The sequence below is a fragment of the Arthrobacter sp. Dra40 genome, assembly GCF_059091905.1.
This window is the reverse complement of sequence record NZ_JBNHHB010000031.1, coordinates 35,849-55,893: the sequence shown is the minus strand read 5'-3', so window position 1 is coordinate 55,893 and position 20,045 is coordinate 35,849. Positions and strand designations below refer to the sequence as shown.

Here is a 20,045-nt window from a genome sequence, read left to right as displayed (position 1 = left end):
GGCCGCGTCGGCACCATCACGCTGGCCGCCGCGCTGGCGCTGCGCGAACGGCGCCAGCTGTTCCACTACCCCGAAGAGAGGCCCATCATTGGCTGACAAGTCCGCATCGAGCAAACGCCCCGCCCACAACGCCCCCGTGCTGGTCGTCGGACTGGGCCGGTTTGGCGCCTCCACCGCTGAACAGCTGGTCAGGCAGGGCCGCGAGGTGCTGGCGATCGAACGCGATCCGGCACTGGTGCAAAAGTGGTCGGGCCAGCTGACCCACGTGGTGGAGGCGGACGCCACGAACATCGACGCGCTGCGCCAGCTGGGCGCCCAGGAGTTCAGCGCAGCCGTTGTCGGAGTCGGCACGTCGATCGAATCCTCGGTGCTGATCACCGTGAACCTGGTGGACCTGGGCATCGAACATCTCTGGGTCAAGGCCATCACGCCCTCGCACGGCAAGATCCTCTCCCGCATCGGCGCCAATCATGTGATCTATCCGGAAGCCGACGCCGGTCGCCGCGCCGCCCATCTGGTGGGCGGCCGGATGCTGGACTTCATCGAGTTCGACGACGGTTTCGCCATCGTGAAGATGTACCCGCCGAAGGAAACCCAGGGCTTCACGCTGGGTGAGTCACAGGTGCGCTCCAAGTACGGCGTCACCGTGGTGGGGGTGAAGTCCCCGGGCGAGGACTTCACCTATGCGCGGCCGGAAACCAAGGTGTCCAGCCGGGACATGCTGATTGTCTCCGGCCATGTGGACCTGCTGGAGCGCTTCGCCGCCCGCCCCTGACCCGGCCCTGGCGCAGCGCGGACCGGCTGGCTGGCCCGCTGCCAGAGCAGGTCAGGCCGGCCCCGAACAGGTCCCGAACAGGTCAGGCCAGCTCGCGGGACAGCTCGGCAGCCCGTTCCGCGGCGGCCGCTGCGCCGCGCGCGATGATCTGTGACAGCCCGGCCTCGTCGAAAGCGGCGATGGCCCGCTCCGTGGTGCCGTTGGGGCTGGTGACATTGCGGCGCAGGACCGCCGGGTCGGCGTCCTCCGCAGTCAGCATGATGCCTGCCCCGGCCACCGTTTCGCGGGCCAGCGTCATGGACAGCTCCGGGTCCAGGCCCAGCTCCACGCCGGCGGCAGCCATTGCCTCGGCCAGGTAGAACGCATAGGCGGGACCGGAACCGCTGACCGCGGACACCGCGTCCAGCTGATCCTCCGGAACAACGACGACGGTACCGGCTCCGGCGAACACCTCACGGGCGGCGTCCAGCTGGGGATCGGTCACATGGCTGCCGGCCGAGATGCCGACGGCCCCGCGGCCGACCTTGAGCGGCGTATTGGGCATACTGCGAACCAGCGGCTGGCCTTCCGGCAGCGCCGCTTCCATCGTGGCAATGGTGACTGCAGCCGCCACGGAGACCACCACCGTCGTCGGATCCAACGCGGGCCCGATGCTGCGGCACATGTCGGCTATCCCCACAGGCTTGACCCCCAGCACCGCAACGTCCGCACCTTTCACAGCGGTGGCGTTGGCACCGGCGTCGTCGTGTTCCGCAAGCACCGTCAGGCCCGGATAGCGGCCACGCAACTCCTCTGCGCGCTCGCTGCGGCGTACTGTTGCCGTCACGTTCCCCGCAGGTGTTCCGGCGGACAGCAGCCCCACGAGGATTGCTTCACTCATGGAGCCACAGCCCAAGAAGACGGTGCGGCGGGTGGATGGCGTCCCAGTGGCTTCAGCAGTCATGTCTGCCATTGAATCACGCAGTCCTGCGCGGCGCGCACCGCGGGGCGTCCCCTTCGGCGGGCAGCGAAAACAACTCACAGCTGCTTTTCAGGTTCTTAAGGGCGTTATCCCAACTTCGCCCCCTAATGTCTATAAGACCTCATCAAGGTGCGAGTGATGATGGACCGGATCTGCTGGTCCGGTCCGGGCGCCGGCGAACAGCGGTTGACTCCCCCAACCGACCGCAACGTTCGCCGGCGCCGCCTTTTAAGCTCCGAGCCCCATTCAACCCGGCTTCACCCGCCGCCAAGGTAAGGCTTATTGACTTCCCACCGTCTCGATGGCGGGGGCCGGCTCCACGGCCTTCTGCACCAGCATGGTGCCCACCGGGCTGACCGGTGCATCGCTGTCGAAGAGCAGGTGGTCGAAGCGTTTGAGGATCAGGCCCTCGCGCAGCGCCCACGGGCAGATCTGCAGGGTCTCGATCCTGAACATTTCCATCGCCGCTTCGGCAACCATCGCGCCCGCCAACAGTTGCGGCGCCCGCACGGCCGAGACCCCGGGCAGATTCACGCGGTCACCGACCGGCATGGCCGCCAGTCTTCGGGCCCACAGGGACAAGTCGGTGAGGTGCAATTCGCGCCGCACGTAGGGTCCGGCCGCCGAGGGAGCGGCTCCGGCAATCCTGGCCAGCGAACGGAAGGTCTTCGACGTTCCCACCACCATGTCCGGGCGGCCCAAGGCGGCGAACTCCGCCACGGCAGGCGCCATGGTGTCGCGGATGTAGCCGTGCAGGTCCTTGATGCTCTTCACGCTCGGCGGGTCCTCGGGTAACCACTGCCTGGTCAGCCGGCCGGCTCCCAGCGGCACCGATACGGCCAGGTCGGGCTGTTCGTCATGCCCCATCGCCATTTCGAAGGAGCCGCCGCCAATGTCCAGGTCCAGGACGGTGCCCGATCCCCAGCCGTACCAGCGACGGACCGCCACCAGGGTCATGCCCGCTTCCTCCGGGCCGGTCAGCTCCTGCAGGGTGACGTTGGCTTCCGCCTTGACCCGGTCCAGCACGGCCCGGCCGTTGCCGGCCTCGCGGATGGCTGACGTGCAGAAAGCCAGCATGTCTTCGGCGCGGTGCTGCCCGGCGAACCGCCAGGCCTCCCGCACGAAACCGATGAGTTCCTGCTGGCCTTCCTCGGTGATATTGCCGTCGGCGTCCAGGTAGGCCACCAGAGACAGCGGCCGCTTGTGTGACGCGAACGGCACCGGCCGGGCGCCGGGGTGGGCATCCACCAATAGCAAATGCACAGTGTTGGAACCGATGTCGAGAACGCCCAGACGCATTCTCATATTATGCAGCGCCGTTGCCGGGGCACTGTAACCGGACCCGGCTTCGGCAGCAGTTGCTCAGGCTGCCGAAGCGGGTGGCCGGCTACTTCTTGGCGGTTGCCTTGCGCCGGGCAGGTTTCTTGGCGGGCCCCTTCGCCGGTCCCTTGGCCCGCTTTTCCGCCAGCAGTTCAACGGCCTGTTCGCGCGTCAGTTCCTCAAGGCTGGTGGAACGCGGCACCGTAATGTTCGTGACGCCGTCGGTAATGTACGGGCCGAACCGACCGTCCTTGACCACGATGTTCTTCTCCGACACCGGGTCCACGCCGAACTCGGCCAGCGGTGCTGCGGCGGTCCGGCCACCGCGGGTCTTCGGCTGCGCGTAGATCTCCAGCGCCTGCTCCAGCGTGATGGTGAAGATTTCCTCTTCCGAACCGATCGACCGCGAATCCGTCCCCTTCTTCAGGTACGGGCCGAAGCGGCCGTTCTGCACGGTGATCTCGGCGCCCTCCGCATCGGTGCCCAGCACACGCGGCAGGCTCAGCAGCTTCAGCGCATCCTCGAGGGTCACCGTGTCCACGCTCATCGACTTGAACAGGGACCCGGTGCGCGGCTTGACCTTGGCGGGCTTCTTCGGCGGCTTGGGCTTGCCGTTCTTGTAGTACTCCACCGGCTGCGCGGCCAGCTCCTCGGCCGTCGGCTCGTAGATCACTTCGGTGACGTAGGCGCCGTAGCGGCCTTCCTTGGCCACAATGGTCCGACCCGTCTCCGGATCCGTGCCGAGCTCGCGCTCGCCCGGGCCTTGGGTCTCCATCAGCTCGACGGCTTTCTCCGCCGTCAGCTCGTCCGGGGCCAGATCATCGGGGACGTTGGCGCGCTGCGGCTCCTCCCCTTCTCCGTTGCCGTTGCGCTCCAGGTAGGGGCCGAATTTGCCCACCCGCAGGGTGATGCCGTCGGCAATATCGATGGAGTTGATCTCGCGGGGATCGATCTCGCCCAGATCGTTGACCACGGTGTTCAGCCCGGTTTCCTTGCGGTCCCCGTAGTAGAAGCCGGAGAGCCATTCGGTCCGGCTGGCCTCGCCGCGGGCAATACGGTCCAGGTCCTCTTCCAGCTCTGCCGTGAAGTCATAATCCACGTAGTCGCTGAAATGCTCCTCCAGCAGCCGGACCACGGAGAACGCGATCCAGCTCGGCACCAAGGCGGAACCGCGGGTGCGCACATAGCCGCGGTCCATGATGGTGGAGATGGTGGCGGCGTAAGTGGACGGACGCCCGATGCCGCGGTCTTCCAACGTCTTGATCAGCGATGCTTCGGTGTAGCGCGGCGGCGCGGAGGTCTCGTGTCCGACGGCGTCTACCGATTGGGCTTCCAAGGCGTCGCCCTGGGCGAGGTTCGGCAGGCGGCCGCCGCTGGCATCGTCGTCCTCGTCCCGGCCGGCATCCTTACCCTCCTCATAGGCGGCCAGGAATCCGGGGAAGGTGATCACGGTGCCGGATGCCGTGAATTCGGCGTCCCGACCGTCACCGGCAATGGCGCCCAGACGCACCGTCGAAGTCGAGCCCTTGGCATCGGTCATCTGCGACGCCACGGTGCGCTTCCAGACCAGCTCGTAGAGCCGGTACTCGTCACTGGACAACTGGCTGCGGACCTGACCGGGCGTACGGAACGAATCACCGGCGGGTCGGATGGCTTCGTGGGCTTCCTGGGCGTTCTTGTCCTTGCCCTTGTAAACCCGGCGGGAATCCGGGACGTACTCGGGTCCGTACAGCTCCGAGGCCTGGCGGCGGGCCGCATTGACGGCCTGGTCGCTTAGCGCCGGTGAGTCCGTACGCATATAAGTGATGTAGCCGTTTTCATACAGCTTCTGCGCCACCTGCATGGTCGAGCGGGCGGAGAACCGGAGCTTGCGGGCCGCCTCCTGCTGCAGGGTGGAGGTGGTGAACGGGGCGGCCGGGCGGCGGGTGTAGGGCTTGTTCTCCACGGCGCGGACGGAGAACTCGGCGCTGCGCAGCGAGTCCGCCAGACCGGTGGCGGCTGCCTCGTCCAGGTGGACGGCCGAGCGGGCCTTCAGCCGGCCCAGATCGTCGAAGTCCTTGCCGACGGCAACCCGGCCGCCGTCGACCGCCACCAGCTTGGCCTTGAACGCCGTGCCCTTGGAAATGTCCTCGGGCTGCACCGTGGCCAGCAGATCCCAGTAGGAGGCCGCACGGAAAGCCATCCGCTCACGTTCGCGCTCCACCACCAGTCGTGTGGCCACCGACTGCACGCGTCCGGCGGACAGGCCTGCCTTGACCTTGCGCCAGAGCACCGGAGAGAGCTCGTAGCCGAACAGCCGGTCCACGATCCTGCGGGTCTCCTGCGCGTCCACCAGGTCGGTGTCGACCTCGCGGACCTCGGTCAGGGCGCGCTGCAGGGCTTCGCGGGTGATCTCGCTGAAGGTCATGCGGTGCACCGGCACCTTGGGCTGGAGCACTTGGAGCAAGTGCCACGCGATGGCTTCGCCCTCGCGATCACCGTCAGTTGCCAGATAGAGTTCGTCGGCGTCCTTGAGCATCGATTTGAGCTCGGACACCTTCTTCCTCTTGTCCGGCGACACCACGTAGTAGGGCTCGAAATCGTTCTCGATGTCCACCGCAAACTTGCCGACCGACGTCTTTTTGAGTTCAGCAGGCAGGTCGGAGGGCTGGGGCAGGTCACGGATATGACCCATGGAGGCCGTGACCTCGTAACCCTCGCCGAGATACCCGGCGATGGTCTTGCCCTTGGCTGGAGACTCGACAATGACGAGTTTCTTGCCGGTTTTTTCGCGGGCCTTGGCTGGCACTGTGCTCCTACGTAAAGAAAGAAAAGAAAGGTATTGATGCGCTTGTAAGTACGTCCTCCAACCCGGCGGGGCGGAGGACCGTCAGCACTAGGTTAGCCGCAACAGTACCGCGAACCAGAACACGCGAACTGGCGAAGTGACTGGCTCCGGGGTGAGCGGGAGGCTGGGAGTGGCCCCGCCGGACCGCTAGTCGTTGTCGATGTCACCGGGCAGGAAAGAGAAGACATAGTAGAGTTTCTCCGCCCCTTCTCCCCTATTCTCCGGGTTGGTGGTCGGGCTGAATTCCAGCAGGATCTCGCCGATCCGCCGGCCGAGGTCGTGTCGCTGTTCCTCGGTCAAATAGAACCGCCCCGTGCTGAGCGCAGCCAGATGCCCTTCCTGCCGCCAGGTGTCCGGATCGGGCGCCTGCTTGTCCCGTTTGACATATTTGGACAGACGTTCGCGAAGATCGTTCAGTTCCACGTCCACCACGCCCAAGGTGGCGGCGCGGCTGTCCGCCACGCTGGTCACGTCCAACCGCCCTGCGGCCGCCTGCCAGTGCCGCTCCCGCCCGTCCCCCTGGTTGGCGCACCGTTTGACGAATCCCCACTTCTCCAAGGCGCGCAGGTGGTAGCTCATGGCGCTGGGCGTCAGCCCGTGCCGCTGGGCCAACTCGGTAGCGGTGGCCGGCTGCTGCGTATCGAAGAGCTCCTCGATGACTTTCAACCGCACGTTGTGGGCCAGTGCCCGGATGGCCCGGGCATCGGAGATATTGACCCTGTCCCCGGCTTCCGGCGCCCTCTGGGGGTCCGCGGCAGCAGCAGCCGCACGGCCGGTCGTCGTGGTTGAACCCTTAGTCATGATCAGTAAGTGTAATGCCGCTCACGGCCGCCGGCGGCGGTGTTCCTCATTCTTACAGGCTGCAATCAGGAAACGATCAGGCCTACTGGCCGGTAGGCACCAGGAACCCGTCGGCCACCAGGTTCCGCACTTCCTCGGACAGCTGCCGGGCGAAGTCCGGTTCCGGTCGGCCCAGCAGCGCGGCCAAGGCGCCGATGATCTGGTCCACGTCCAGCTCGCCGTCACTGGCAGAGACGAACCCCGCCAGTTCGGTGCTCATCAGGTTGGTCCGGCGCAGCCCCGCGCCCTGGCGCAACAAGATCACGCCGGGATGTTCCGCTCCGGGCCGCTGGTGCCGCTCCTCGGTCACGTCTTCGGCCACCTGGAGGTGCTGGCGGCCGAAGTCCGCGGCGTGGGCGGCCAGCCAGTCCGAGCGCTCGACCGCCGCTGCCAGATGCGGCCCAACGGGCTGCTCGATCGGATAGGTGATCTCCTCGAACCGGCGCAACGTACCGTTGGCCGACGCCGCGGGGCCCGCTGCGGAACGGCGCAGCCACACCATGCCGAAGCCAACGGCTTCCACCGCACGGGACTCGAAGTCGTCCAAGTAGGCGGCGTAGGCCGAGGCGAACAAGGCGGGGTCGCGGTTCTCCGACGCGTCGCGCAGCCAGGTTTCCGCGTACTGCGCGGGACTGAGCTGTTCGCGCTGGATCACCCAGGCGTCGGTTCCCGGCGCCAGCCACTGCTCGAGCCTGGCATGCCAGCTGACGGCGCCCTCGGGGATCTCCCAGTTGCCCAACAGCTGGGCAACGCCGCCGTCGGCCAGTACGGACGGGAGGGTGCGGAAGAGGGAACCCACAATGTCGTCCCCGGGCAGCCCGCCGTCGCGGTACGTGAACTGCTCCTCGGCGCGTTCCGCCTCCTGCCGCGGCGTGATCACGAACGGCGGGTTGGACACCACCAGGTCAAACCGCTCCCCCGCCACCGGCTCCAGCAGACTGCCCAGCCGCAGGCTGACCCGCGCCGCCAGATGGTCCGGGTCCAGCCCGAGCGCGGCGGCGTTCAGCACCAGATTGAACCGGGTGAACGCCAGCGCCCGTTCCGAGATATCGGTCGCCGTGACGTGCCGGCAGTGGCCCAGCAGGTGGAACAGCTGGATCCCGCAGCCGGTGCCCAGATCCAGTGCCCGCTCCACTTCTGTTCGGATGGTCAGCTGGGCCAACGTCAGCGAGGCCTGGCCGATGCCCAGCACATGGTCGCGGCGAAGGACGCCGGGCCGCTGGTGCGCGCCCAGGTCGCTGGCCACCCACAGTTCGGTGCCGCCAAAGGCGTACGGACGGAGGTCGACGGCGGCACGCAACGCGCCGCCGTCGCGCTCCACCAGCCCCAGCACGGCCAGTCCTTCCAGCCCCGTCCGTGGGAACGCCGGCGCCAACTGCTCCGGCTCCACGGTGCGGCCCAAGAGCCAGCAACGCACGACGGCGGCCAGGCGGCCGTGTGCCGGATCCTCCAGCAAGCGGCCGGTGGCCAGCACGGCCGGGACCAACTGGTCACGGTCAAAGGCCGCCCAGGCCTGGGCACCCAGCAGCGCCGCCACCCCATCCACGCTGAAGTCCAGGGCGGCCAGGTCGGCGGCCAATTCCGCCAGCAGCCGCGGGTCGCTGCTGGCCGGGGCGTCGGGCACATCGGAGAAGTCTGCAAAGTCCACCCGCCAAGTCTAGTGAGCGGGCCGGTTTCCCTGGCGTTCATCTGGACGCCGCGAGCGTGTGGTACTGACTGGGGCATGGATTCACGTACCAACGGGGCCGTCCTGCGCCTCGCGGACCGGCCGCAACGGGTCGGCGACCTGGGTCATCAGGTCCCGGTGGTGTCCGCCGACACCCTGATCATGGAGGTCAACGGCTGGTTCCAAGCCGACCGCTCGCTGCAAGCCGTGGCGGTGGAGGCCGACGGGCCGCACTGGCTGCTCCTCCGCGAGCGGCTGGAGTCGGAGCTCAGCGGGCGGCTGGGCTATGGCCGCGCGCTGCACAGCCGCACGCGGGTGGGCCAGCTCCGGCCGGACCACTCCTTTGAGGTGGCCCCGGAGTTGTCCATGACGCAGGCCGCGCGGCGGATTCTGGCCCGCCCGCCCGGCGCGCGGTACGAGGACTTCCTGGTGGTCGGCCCCGACGGGCCGCGGGTGGTGGCCGTGTCGCGGATCTTCGAAGAGGTTTCGGCGTTGTTCCAGCACGACGCGATGCACGACCCGCTGACCGGGCTGCCCAACCGGCGGCTACTCGACGAGCGCGGGGCGGAACTGGTCGGCGACTGCGATCCCGGCCGCGTAGCCATCCTGTGCATCGACCTCGACCGGTTCAAGCACGTCAACGACACGTTCGGCCATCGGGCCGGCGACAGCATTCTGACGGGATTCACCAGCCGGCTGCAGCGCACCGTGCGCGGCCGCGACATCGTGGCCCGGCTGGGCGGCGACGAATTCGCGGTGCTGCTGGTCGACGTCGGACCTGAGCAGGCCCGCAGCATCGCGGACCGCATCTTGGCCGAAGCGGCTAAACCATTCCCCTTCGATGACCACGAGCTTCACATCTCCGCGTCCATCGGCTTGGCGCTGGCGTCCGACGTGGTCGAGGAAGAGCAGCTGAGCCAGTTGGACGTGCTACTGCGGCAGGCGGACGGCGCCATGCTGGCGGCCAAACGGGCAGGGAAGGGCAGGGTGGTCTGGCTCAGCGCCCGCGGTGAAACCGCACCGGTGGCCAGGCAGGCCCAGCTGCGGCGCCGGCTCCAGCTGGCGGTGGCTGCGGGCGGCTTCCGGCTGCACTACCAGCCGCTGCTGGACCTGGCTACCGACGGCAGCCTGGCGGTGGAGGCGCTGCTTCGCTGGCACGACGAGGTCCTCGGCTCGGTACCGCCGTCGGAATTCATCCCCGTGGCCGAAAGCGTGAACCTGATCCAGCAGATCGGCCGTTGGGTTTTCAACGAGGCGTGTGCCCAGGCCGGCGCCTGGCTGGAGGCAGGCAGCCCGCGGACGATCTCCATCAATGTCTCGCCGATCCAGCTGGCCGCGAACAAGGTGGTCGGCGAACTGCAGGCCGCCATGGCCGCGCACCGTGTTCCGGCGGAACTGATCCGGGTGGAGATCACCGAGAGTTCCGCGATCGCGGACTTCCCCCGCGCAATTAAACAGCTGGCCCAGCTCCGGGAGGCCGGCATCGGCGTCGATCTGGACGACTTCGGCACCGGTTACTCCTCCGTGGGAATGTTGCGCGACCTGCCGCTGAACACGGTCAAGATCGACAAGTCGTTTATCGACAACATTGACACGTCCGAACGCGAAGCCGCCTTCGTTGGCGGCCTGATCAACATCGCCCACGCGTGGGGGCTCAAGGTGACCGCCGAAGGCGTTGAACGGCCGGAGCAGCTGAAGGTGTTGCGGGAGCTGGGCTGCGACACCGCGCAGGGCTACTACATTTCCCGCCCCGCCAGTGCCACGGATCTGCCGGGGGCGCAGGCTCTGGCAGCGCTCCAGCGGCCGCAGCCGACGGCTGTGCTGTGAGCCCGGCACCGCGGCCCGGTGGTTAAATGACTGCATGCTCGTCACCACCACCCACCTTGAACAAACCGATCCCGCCCACCTGGTTCCCGGGTCCCGCCCGCTGCCGGACGACGCCGCCGTTGTGCGCGTGCGGCGGATCAGCCCGGAGTTCAGCAAGTTCCTGTATCGCAGCGTAGGCAGCAGCTGGAACTGGGGCGACCGGCTGGTGCTCACGCGCAGCGAGTGGGAACAGGTGGTCCGCACTCCCGGCTCCGAAACCTGGGTGCTTTACACCGGTGGCGCGCCGGCCGGCTACGTGGAACTGCTGGGCCGGCCCGCCGAGGCGGGCACCGACGTCGAAATCATGTACTTCGGGCTGTTTCCCGAGGCGATCGGTCACGGTTTGGGCGGGGCGCTGCTGGCCGAAGGCATCCGGCAGGCATGGCAATTGGACGGACGCTGGGACGGGTTCACGCCGGTGCGGCGGGTCTGGGTGCACACCTGTTCCTTGGACGGCCCGGCGGCCGTTGCCAATTACCAGGCGCGCGGCATGAGCGTGTTCAAGACGGAAGTGGAGGAGACCGAACCGCAGGATGCTACCGCCGGGCTATGGCCGGAGACCGCGGCCGTGTAAACCGCGGCTATGCCGGGCAGCCGTCCGGGCAGCGCAGAGTTTCGGGATCCGCTGCACACGCGGAGCAGTAGAGCGTCAGCTGCCGGCATTCGGCATTGGAGCAGTTCTCGAACTTGCTGGTCGGCGCTTGGCAGCGGACGCATTCTCCGATGGTTTTGGCGTCCGGGGTGAATTCGAGGTGCATGCGCTGATCAAAGACGTAGAGCGAACCCTCCCACAACCCGGCGTCGCCGAAGGTCTCCCCATAGCGGACAATCCCGCCGTCGAGTTGGTAGACCTCTTGGAACCCCCGGTTGACCATCAGGGAGGAGAGAACTTCGCAGCGGATCCCGCCGGTGCAGTAGGTGACCACCGGCTTGTCCTTGAGGTCGTCGTACTTGCCCGAGTCCAGTTCCTTGATGAAATCGTGGGTGGTGGCCACGTCCGGAACGATGGCGTCTTTGAACTTGCCGATCTGTGCCTCGAAGGAGTTGCGGCCGTCGAAGAAGACCACGTCGTCGCCGGCTGCCTTCTTGGCATCGATGAGCTGGTGCAGTTCCTCCGGGCGCAGGTGCTTGCCGCCGCCGACCACGCCGTTCTGGTCCACTATGAGCTCGCCCGGGGCGCCGAAGGAGACGATCTCGTCACGGACCTTGATGCTCAGGCGCGGGAAGTCCTCCGCCCCGCCGTCCGACCATTTCACGTCAAGGTTGCGGAAGGCCGGGTGCTCGCGCGTGGTTTTCACATACTGCTTCACCGCGTTCAGCTCGCCGCCGACGGTGCCGTTGATGCCGTCCTTGGAGACCAGGATCCGGCCGCGCAGGCCGAGTTTCTCGCCCAGCGCGCGCTGCCACAGCCGGACGGCGTCCGGGTCCGGCAGCGGGGTGAAAGCGTAATAGAGCACAATTCGGTTCAAAGCCACCCATCAAGATTACGCGGTGGTAAGGAATCCAAAATTGCGGGCCGGCATGGAATTTGGGATTGTGACAGGGTTGTCATCGATAACAGGTGCCGCCCGCGGCCGCTGTTAGGTACAGTCCTGCTATGGGCACCGATTACACGACTGACGTTCCGGACGACGTCCTTTCTGTCTGGGTTGCCGGCTGGTCTGCCTGCCGGGGTTACTCCTCCGAAGAAGTTGCCGGCCACCCCGCGGTGCTGCTGGCCGACAAGACCGGAGACTGGGAATACTTTGCCTTTGAGCCGGGCGATGAAGAGTTCGCCGCGGTGGCCCGCGACACCACCAAGTCTCCGGGACGTATTTTCACGGTACTGACCCGCGACGCACAGCGGATCCACCAGTTGGCCCCGCAGCACGGTCTCCGCGTGCACCACAACGCCCAGTCGCTGATGGTCACGGACATGTCCGGGCAGGACGCCGAGGATCCGTGGTACCGCGACGCCGATTTCAAAACCGAGCTGGAAAAAATTGGCAACGTCCACCGGGTCCGGGTAGTGCATGAAGGCAACGAGGCGGCACACGGCGTGGTCGCCGTCGTCGACAATTTCGCTGTCTTCGACCACATCGAAACCGACATCAACTACCGCCGCCGCGGGTTGGCCACGCACGTGATGCGCGCGCTGATCGCCTCCACCTTTGAACACGTGGTGGATACCGGCCTGCTGATCGCCTCGCACGACGGCCAGATGCTCTACAACCACCTGGGCTGGGACACCGTCTGCGACGTGATGATCCTCAAGCCGGCCGCGGAGAGCTGATCGCTTCCGGCTGGCGCTGCAGGCGTATGCACTGACGCACGGCTGCGGCTGGCCCGGGCCGTGCCCGCCGTCCCGGCGGTCCCGGCCGGAGCGCGCCGTCGCGCCCCGCGGTGATGACACAATGTTCGGGTGGCGATGCACGACTCCTTGATTCCGCTGCTCGGTTCCGGTCCGGAGCCCGAGCAGTTGGTGCACGTCCGCGAACTCCCGGCCAGGGAGGCAGTGATCGAGCCCTGGCCAGCCTGGGTTCACGACGATGTCCGCGCCGCCTACGCCATGCTCGGCGTGCACCAGCCGTGGCGCCACCAGGTTCAGGCGGCCGAGAGCGCCCACAACGGGCGGCACACGATCATCGCCACCGGCACGGCCTCCGGAAAATCGCTTGCCTACCAGCTGCCGGCACTGGATGCCATCCACCGGACTGGGCTGGCGGACGCCGTGAGCCTGGAGCCCAACGGCGCCGTCGCCTTGTATCTGGCCCCCACCAAGGCGCTGGCGGCCGATCAGTTGGCAGCGATCAAGTCGCTGAAGCTGCCCACCGTCAGGGCGGAAACCTATGACGGCGACACCGACCCCGGTGCCCGCCGCTGGATCCGGGACCATGCCAACTTCGTGCTGGCCAATCCGGACATGCTGCATTTCGGCATCCTTCCCAATCATGCTTGGTGGGCGCGGTTTTTCCGCCGGCTGCGCTACGTGATCATTGACGAGGCGCACAGCTACCGCGGCGTTTTCGGCTCGAATGTGGCCAACCTGATGCGCCGGTTGCGCCGGATCTGCGCCAGCTACGGGACCGACCCGGTATTCATCGGAGCCTCGGCCACCTCCGCGGACCCCGGGATCTCGTTCGGCCGGCTGATCGGCGCCGACGCCGAGGCCGTCACCGAAGACTGTTCGCCGCACGGATCGACCACCGTGGCGTTCTGGGAGCCCCAGCTCACGGAGCTTAAAGGCGAAAACGGAGCCAAAGAACGGCGCACTGTGGTCGCCGAGACGTCCGACTTGATGGCCAATCTGGTGTCCGCGCAGGTGCGCACGATCGCTTTCATCAAGTCCCGCCGCGGCGCCGAGACGATTTCCTCCATCACCAAGCGGCTGCTAGACGACGTCCATCCCTCGTTGCCGGGCCGGGTCGCGGCGTACCGATCCGGCTACCTGCCGGAGGAACGACGCGAGCTGGAAGCCAAGCTCAGGTCCGGGCAGTTACTGGGCGTCTCCAGCACTTCAGCGCTGGAACTTGGCATCGATATTTCCGGGCTGGATGCCGTCCTGGTCGCGGGCTGGCCCGGAACCCGCGCCTCGCTCTTCCAGCAGATCGGCCGGGCCGGCCGGTCCGGCCAGGACGCGCTCGCTGCGTTCGTAGCCAGCGACGATCCGCTGGACACGTATCTGGTGCACCACCCCGAAGCGGTATTCGACGTCTCGGTGGAAGCCACCGTCTTCGACCCATCGAATCCCTATGTCCTGGGCCCACACCTGTGCGCGGCCGCCCAGGAGCTTCCCTTGACGCCGGCGGATATCGAATTGTTCGGTGCCGCCGCCCCGGGCCTGCTCGACCGGCTGACGGCCGAGGGCTACCTCCGCCGCCGGCCCGCCGGCTGGTATTGGACCCACCCGGAAAGCGCAGCCGCCATGGTCAACCTCCGGGCCGACGGCGGTGGACCGATCAGCATTGTCGAGTCGGAATCCGGCACGCTGCTGGGGACCATGGACTCGCCGCAGTCGCACTATCAGGCCCACAGCGGTGCCGTCTACGTCCATCAGGGAACAACCTATGTGGTGGATGAGCTCAACGAGCAGGACCACTGCGCGATGGTGACCCGGGCCAATCCGGACTACTACACGCAGGCCCGCGACATCACGCAGATTGAAGTGCTCGGAGCCGAACGGACCCAGGACTGGGGCGAGGTCCAGGCATGCTTCGGCGACGTCAAGGTCACCACAAAGGTCATCTCCTTCCAGCGCAAGGCGTTCATCTCCAATGAGATTCTGGGTGAAGAACCGCTGGAGCTGGGTGCCCGGGAGTTGTTTACCAAGGCCGTCTGGTTCACCATCGGCGAGCAGCAGTTGGCCTCCGCCGGTTTGGTCGCGGCCCGCGTTCCCGGCGCCCTGCATGCCGCCGAACATGCCGGCATCGGCCTGCTGCCGCTGGTGGCCTCCAGCGACCGGTGGGACATCGGCGGAGTCTCGACCGCCCTGCACGCCGACACCGGCAAGCCGACGATCTTCGTCTACGACGGCCATCCGGGCGGCGCAGGGTTCGCCGAACGCGGTTTCGAGGCGGCGCGGACGTGGCTGGCGGCCACCCGCGACGCCATCCGTTCCTGCGAATGCGACACCGGCTGTCCGTCCTGTGTGCAGTCGCCGAAATGCGGCAACAAGAACAATCCGCTGGACAAGTCCGGCGCGGTCACGCTGATCGAGGCGCTGCTCTCCCAGGCCGGCCCTGCCCAGGCAGAACGGCATCAGGCAACGGCGGTGTAGCAGGGCAGCGCCGCTGCGAAGCCGGGCCACCGCTGCTGCCGCCCCGCCGCCGGTCGTCTATCTCCTGGGCGGCGGCCCCGCCCGGGCCCGGCCTTCGGCATGAGTCCACTCCCCGTTCAGCCATCCAAAGACATCGGGCAGCGCGGTCCGGGAACGCACGTCGACCACAACACCACCGGGTCCCGACCGGCTGCACGCGGACAGCTCGGCGCCCTGCTTGCCCGCTACTTCCGCGGCAAGACTGCAAGGGTCGCCTGCCAACAACCCGCGGGCTGCATCGGCGCCGGCCAGGGCAGCCAGATCGGCTGCCTTGCCGGCCCGCGCCGATGCCGTTCCCGCCTGCAGCACCGAGGCGACCACGGCGAACATCAGGCACAGCAGCAGCACGAATCCGACTGCGAGAACCGTTCCGGCCCCGCGGTCCTCAAGATGCCGGGTGGGTGCGCTGACAGCCGAACGGCGTAACACCGCCCGGGCAGACGGAGGCTCGTTAGGTGCCACCGCTGCCTGCTCCCGGAACCACCGGTCCGCCGCCTAGCTCGGCCGGACCGGTGGCTTCGGCGGCCAGTGTCCAGCCCCCGAACTCCGGCCAGGGGCCGGGTACCGACGCTGTGACCCGGACTGTCACCCAGCCGCCGCTGCTGTCCGCCGCCACCGCAGCGCCCTCGCCTGCAATGGAGCGCACGGTGTGGGCGGCTGCTGCCTCCGTCTCGCCGCGGCCCAGTTGGCGGACCGCCGCCTGCGCCGCCTTCTCCAGATTCAACTGGGCTGCCCCGGCTGCCGCACCCGCCAACAGGAACGCCAGTACGACGACGACTGCCGGCAGGGCGACGGCGAATTCCGCCGTGACGCTGCCGCGTTCACCGGTGCACCGGCCGTTGGCGGTCGCACCGCGCCGGGGATGACGGACTGGTCCGCAGCGACTCCGCATCCGTCAGACCGCCGTGAGCGCCAGTTCCACCAGGCCCGTGAGCATGCCGCGGACTTCGCCGCTGCGCAGGATCAGGACCAAGAGACCGGCGAATGCTACGGCGGCGAGCGTCGCGATGGCATACTCGGCGGTCGCCATCCCCGCTTCGGAACCGCCCGGCTGGCGCCAACTGCTCCCGGCCCGGGTGTCCTGCGCTCCGCCCGGAAACGCAATCACCTCCGCCAAACGGTCGGTTTCATCATGCTCGGCCTCGGGTCCTTTCGCCGGTGCCGGGCTCAGCGGTGGCCGGCTCGGTGCTGTCCGGTCCCGCCAATTAGCCAGTGACAATGACATGGTGTTTTCCTCCTGATGCGACCGCCGGATTGCGGTTATTCGAGCTTCCCGGACAACGTCGCACTCCCGGCAGAGCTCGTCTGGTGCTGGTGGACAACCATCGGCCTCAGTTGCACTGTGGAGGAATGCTTACAACCGGGGCACGAGGGCGACCAGTACCGGCACGACTCCCAGCGCAATGAAGGAGGGCAGGGCGCATAGGCCCAGCGGGAGGACGAGTTTTGTGCCAAGCGCGGCCGCGCGCTGCTGGTCTTCCTGCCTCCGGCGCCGGCGCAGCTGGTCGGCCTGGGCAAAGAGCACAGCTGCAGACGGAGCACCCGTGGCGGCACCGAAGCGCAACGAGTCGCGAAACAGGTCCAGCCCGCTTCCACGTTCCCCGAGCGCCCAGGCCTCCTGCCAGTCCACGCCCAGCAACAGGGCCGAAGCGACCCGTTGCAAAGCTATTTGTTGAGGTCCGCGAGTGGTGGCAGCTAGGGCAGCCACGGCATGCGGCAGGGACAAACCCGCGGCGAGCATGGCTCCGAGCAGGTCCAACTGCAGCGCCGGATCGTCAGGTGCTTCGTTTCCACCCTCGCTCCCCCGGTCTGTGTCCATGGCCCGTCTGGCAGCGGCTGGACCCGCTCCGGACAGCCCAGGCCACAGCAACAAGGCGGCGCCGAAGAGCAGTGTGACCGTCAGGATCGGGATCACAGGGCATCCGGTCCGGCGGCCCGGCGGACGAGTTCTCGCGACCAGAGGCGTGCGCCAATCATCAACGCTGCCCCGACGAGCAGGACCGGCCACCCCGACGCTGACAGCAGCAGCGTCCCGATGGGGTCGGCTCCCATGGCAGTTCCAAGGCCGAGTCCCAGCAGCGGCAGCCAGCCGAGCAGGGTGGCCGTCGCCTTCGGTCCCGCCAGCGCAGTCCGGCGCCCGGCCCTGCCATCGAGCCGATCCTGCAGGTGCCGCGCATAGTTCTCCAGCAACAGCGCCAGCGGTGCCCCGGTCCTTTCGGAAACCTCCCAACAGGAGGCCAAGTCCTGCCACATGCGTTGTGCTGCGACGGCGGTAACGTCCACCCGCCTGCCCCTGGCCGGCTGCGGCCGGCGCAGGACCGGCCCGATGCCCAGTCCCAGTTCCGCGGCTTGGGTCGCCGCCTGAAGACTGGGCAGCAATAGTGCCGCCCCTCCCGGCGGCGCACCGGGTGCCGGCCCCGTCCGGGCCGGTTTTCGGCTGCCCTGCGGCTCTCCGCCGGGCGCTGCCGGTACGGCGTAGACCGCGAGCATGTCCGGCCACAGCTGTGCCGGGGTACGCCCCGAACGCAGCAGCGCGGCCAACTGCCGCACAAACAGGGGCAACTGGTCCAATTGCGCCGCAGCGACTTGCCGCCGCCTGCCGTTGCTGAATGCCCTTCGACGGGAGCCCCCTTCCATGTCCGCTGGGCCGGGCTGCCTCCACGGCACCAACAGCAGGCAGGCGGTCGCCGTCAGCAGGAACACAACAAGCCCGGTCATGGGAACAGCCGCCCGCGGAGTTCGCCCCAGCCATGGCAATGCCGCACACCGGCTCCGTCGGCGGCCAATGCCGTGATGGTGTGCAAGCGTCCGGCATCGTTGATTTGCAGCAGGCAGACTTCCTGCACGCAGCGCCCGGCATCGGTCCGCTGCATCGAGATCACCAGGTCCAGTGCGCTGGCGGCCTGCAGCGCAATCGAGTCGGCGTTCATGCCAGCGAGCGCGCCCATGGCCGCCAGTCGAGCCGGCACGGCTGCCGCAGAATTCGCGTGGATGGTTCCTCCGGCGCCAGCATGGCCGGTGTTCATCGCGGCCAGAAATTCACGGACTTCCGCCCCACGGCACTCTCCGACCACCAGCCGGTCCGGGCGCATGCGCAGGGCCTGCCGGACCAACTCCGCCATGCCGACCGCCCCAGTGCCCTCCACATTGCTGGTCCGGCTCTGCAGGCCCACCACATGCGGATGGCCCGGATTAAGCTCGGCGGCGTCCTCGACCAAAACCATCCGCTCCTGAGGGGAAGCGGCCGCCAGCATGGCCGCGAGCATGGTGGTCTTGCCGGATCCGGTTGCTCCACAGATCAGGAAATTCAGCCGCTGGAGCACGATGGCTTCGAGGTACGGCTGCCACTGCGGGGCGGCGACGAGCAGTTCCGAAAGTGAGAAGCGGCGCGGCCGGTGGAGACGGATCGACAACAGTGTGCCGCCGGTGGAAACCGGCGGCAGCACGGCATGGACCCGGTAGCCCGCGAGGTGTACATCCGCGCACGGGTTTCCGTCGTCGAGCCTGCGCCCGCCGGCCGCGACCAGACGCGCGGCCAGCGCCCGCACATCGGCATCGCTGTCAAAAGTGACAGCGGCCCGACGCAGGCCTCCTTCCCCGTCCGTCCAGACGTCGTGCGGCCCATTCACCAGAATGTCCGTCACCTGGGCGTCTGCCAGCTGCTGCAGTGGCCCAAGTCCGCGCAGCTCCGCCGCTAATGAATCAACCGCCTGCAGCGTCCCGGCTGTTCCCAACAGCCGTCCGCTCGACTGCACCGCTGCCGCCAGTCGGACCCCGGTCACCGGCGACGGGTCGGACAAGACGGCGCTGCGGAAAGGTTCCAGGCTAATGCCGCGGACCTCCGGCGGTGCAGCCCGGCGCCCGCGACCAACGCCGTTCATGTCAGCTTCCCCGGTTGGTTTCCGGTATCCAGCCGGTCCAGCAAGCTGGCGCACAAGGATCGGATCCGTCTGTGGGTCGCCAGCTCCGGCAGCCGTCCATCCCGCTGGCCCGCCGGCACCGACCGTAGATGCGGCAGATATCCGGCCAGCGGCGCACCCAGCCCATCGGCAATCAGTTGTTCGTCGGTCCCCGCCGGCAACGGCCCCCTGACCACCACGTGTACGTTGGCGCCGGTGCCGACTGCAGCCGTGACCGCAGACGCGGCGGCCCGCCGGGATCGGCAATCTGCTCTGGTCAGCAGAACAATGTCGTCCGCCGGTGGCCCGATGTCGGGACCCGTCCCCAGCCGACCGGCGTCGAGCACCACCAAACCAAAAGCGCCCGCGGCAGCTGCCATGACCGCCGCGGCAGTGTCGACCGCCGGCATCTCCGGCAGGGTTGCTTCCCCTGTCCCGGGCCAGGACAGCAGGGAGAAGCCGGCGATCGCCGGCAGCGACGCCGCCAGTTGCACCGGGTTCACCGTTCCCTGCACTTCCGTCAGATCCGGCCAGACCAGTCCCGGAACGTCGGCGGCGCCCAGGGCCGACGAGAGTCCACCGCCCAGCGGATCCCCATCCACCAACACCGTGGCTGTTCCAGAACGTGCTGCCGTCACGGCCAACCATCCGGCCAGCGCCGACGTCCCCACTCCGCCACTGGCCCCGTGCACGGCAACCAACTTCCCGGCAGTTTCACGCCGCCAGGACCGGCTCAAGTACTCAGCCAGCCACGCCGCGCCGTCGGGCAGCACGGCAACCCGGCCCGCACCGGTCGAGGCAGCCAGGTCCCAGAGGGCCGTCGCCTCATCGATGAAACCGACCACGATGACTTCCGCAGTGGTCCGCGGGACCCGGGTGTACCCGGTTCCCAACAGCACCGGGGTGGCTCCGGCAGCGGTCACCGGCGCTTCCCTCGGCGACTCGGGGCGAAGCGCCAGCCCTGCCGCGGCGGCAATCCGCGCGATTTCATCGCGCAGCCGGTCCGTCCCGCCCAGGAGCACGACGTCGGTCGCTTCCGCCGGTCTCCAAGGCGTCCGTTCTTTGACCGTCTTGTGTCTTGGCATGTTGCGATCGT

Annotated in this window: 18 protein-coding genes; 5 read left to right on the top strand and 13 right to left on the bottom strand. The window is 67.9% G+C overall.

Annotated features, from left to right (window positions below; translation table 11 throughout):
• Positions 1-136: 136 nt before the first annotated feature.
• Entirely contained in the window at positions 137-775 is a 639-nt protein-coding gene (locus AC5RWT_RS15055) for a potassium channel family protein (RefSeq protein WP_127512900.1), read from the top strand.
• 82 nt (positions 776-857) lie between these two features.
• Here the strand turns inward: AC5RWT_RS15055 and proC are convergent, their stop codons facing one another.
• The 5 genes from proC to AC5RWT_RS15030 all read right to left on the bottom strand — a co-directional run bounded on the left by proC (position 858) and on the right by AC5RWT_RS15030 (position 8,371).
• The gene (gene proC / locus AC5RWT_RS15050; RefSeq protein WP_494080863.1) at positions 858-1,718 is read right to left on the bottom strand and encodes a pyrroline-5-carboxylate reductase; all 861 of its coding nucleotides are present in this window, start codon (positions 1,716-1,718) and stop codon (positions 858-860) included.
• Between the two features lie 297 nt (positions 1,719-2,015).
• Positions 2,016-3,035, bottom strand: coding sequence for a Ppx/GppA phosphatase family protein (locus AC5RWT_RS15045; protein WP_494080862.1), 1,020 nt, complete (start codon positions 3,033-3,035; stop codon positions 2,016-2,018).
• Between the two features lie 88 nt (positions 3,036-3,123).
• A complete protein-coding gene (gene topA / locus AC5RWT_RS15040) occupies positions 3,124-5,844 on the bottom strand; it encodes a type I DNA topoisomerase (protein ID WP_494080861.1) in 2,721 nt (906 codons plus the stop codon).
• A 186-nt stretch (positions 5,845-6,030) separates the two neighbouring features.
• The gene (locus tag AC5RWT_RS15035; RefSeq protein WP_494042704.1) at positions 6,031-6,684 is read right to left on the bottom strand and encodes an ArsR/SmtB family transcription factor; all 654 of its coding nucleotides are present in this window, start codon (positions 6,682-6,684) and stop codon (positions 6,031-6,033) included.
• An 82-nt stretch (positions 6,685-6,766) separates the two neighbouring features.
• Positions 6,767-8,371: a DUF7059 domain-containing protein gene (locus AC5RWT_RS15030; protein WP_494080860.1), complete on the bottom strand. Its 1,605-nt coding sequence runs from the start codon at positions 8,369-8,371 to the stop codon at positions 6,767-6,769.
• A gap of 75 nt (positions 8,372-8,446) precedes the next feature.
• Between AC5RWT_RS15030 and AC5RWT_RS15025 the strand changes: the two genes are divergently transcribed.
• Positions 8,447-10,216: a putative bifunctional diguanylate cyclase/phosphodiesterase gene (locus AC5RWT_RS15025; protein ID WP_494042706.1), complete on the top strand. Its 1,770-nt coding sequence runs from the start codon at positions 8,447-8,449 to the stop codon at positions 10,214-10,216.
• Between the two features lie 34 nt (positions 10,217-10,250).
• The gene (locus AC5RWT_RS15020) at positions 10,251-10,829 is read left to right on the top strand and encodes a GNAT family N-acetyltransferase (RefSeq protein ID WP_494042707.1); all 579 of its coding nucleotides are present in this window, start codon (positions 10,251-10,253) and stop codon (positions 10,827-10,829) included.
• A 7-nt stretch (positions 10,830-10,836) separates the two neighbouring features.
• Here the strand turns inward: AC5RWT_RS15020 and trhO are convergent, their stop codons facing one another.
• Entirely contained in the window at positions 10,837-11,730 is an 894-nt protein-coding gene (gene trhO / locus AC5RWT_RS15015) for an oxygen-dependent tRNA uridine(34) hydroxylase TrhO (protein ID WP_494042708.1), read from the bottom strand.
• Positions 11,731-11,852: 122 nt separating this feature from the next.
• On the opposite strand from trhO, the gene AC5RWT_RS15010 reads away from it, so the two are divergent.
• Complete coding sequence (locus AC5RWT_RS15010) at positions 11,853-12,527, top strand: GNAT family N-acetyltransferase (protein WP_494042709.1); 675 nt, start codon at positions 11,853-11,855, stop codon at positions 12,525-12,527.
• Between the two features lie 129 nt (positions 12,528-12,656).
• A complete protein-coding gene (locus tag AC5RWT_RS15005; RefSeq protein WP_494042710.1) occupies positions 12,657-15,011 on the top strand; it encodes a DEAD/DEAH box helicase in 2,355 nt (784 codons plus the stop codon).
• A gap of 57 nt (positions 15,012-15,068) precedes the next feature.
• Here AC5RWT_RS15005 and AC5RWT_RS15000 read toward each other — a convergent pair whose 3' ends face one another.
• From AC5RWT_RS15000 to ssd, 7 genes are all read right to left on the bottom strand, one after another.
• Positions 15,069-15,512, bottom strand: a complete 444-nt coding sequence (locus AC5RWT_RS15000) for an Rv3654c family TadE-like protein (RefSeq protein WP_494042711.1) — start codon at positions 15,510-15,512, stop codon at positions 15,069-15,071.
• Positions 15,502-15,942 carry a TadE family type IV pilus minor pilin gene (locus AC5RWT_RS14995; RefSeq protein WP_494042712.1) on the bottom strand — a complete coding sequence of 147 codons (441 nt, stop codon included), beginning with the start codon at positions 15,940-15,942 and terminating at the stop codon, positions 15,502-15,504. Before AC5RWT_RS14995 ends, AC5RWT_RS15000 begins: the two co-directional genes overlap by 11 nt.
• A 3-nt stretch (positions 15,943-15,945) precedes the next feature.
• Positions 15,946-16,275 (bottom strand): DUF4244 domain-containing protein, encoded by a 330-nt coding sequence (locus AC5RWT_RS14990; RefSeq protein ID WP_494080859.1) that lies wholly within the window; start codon positions 16,273-16,275, stop codon positions 15,946-15,948.
• Positions 16,276-16,404: 129 nt separating this feature from the next.
• Positions 16,405-16,869, bottom strand: a complete 465-nt coding sequence (locus tag AC5RWT_RS14985; RefSeq protein WP_494080858.1) for a type II secretion system F family protein — start codon at positions 16,867-16,869, stop codon at positions 16,405-16,407.
• A 92-nt stretch (positions 16,870-16,961) separates the two neighbouring features.
• Entirely contained in the window at positions 16,962-17,768 is an 807-nt protein-coding gene (locus AC5RWT_RS14980; RefSeq protein WP_494042715.1) for a type II secretion system F family protein, read from the bottom strand.
• A complete protein-coding gene (locus AC5RWT_RS14975) occupies positions 17,765-18,931 on the bottom strand; it encodes a TadA family conjugal transfer-associated ATPase (protein WP_494080857.1) in 1,167 nt (388 codons plus the stop codon). The genes AC5RWT_RS14980 and AC5RWT_RS14975 overlap by 4 nt, the downstream gene beginning before the upstream one ends.
• A complete protein-coding gene (gene ssd, locus AC5RWT_RS14970) occupies positions 18,928-20,034 on the bottom strand; it encodes a septum site-determining protein Ssd (protein ID WP_494080856.1) in 1,107 nt (368 codons plus the stop codon). The genes AC5RWT_RS14975 and ssd overlap by 4 nt, the downstream gene beginning before the upstream one ends.
• Positions 20,035-20,045 lie beyond the last annotated feature (11 nt).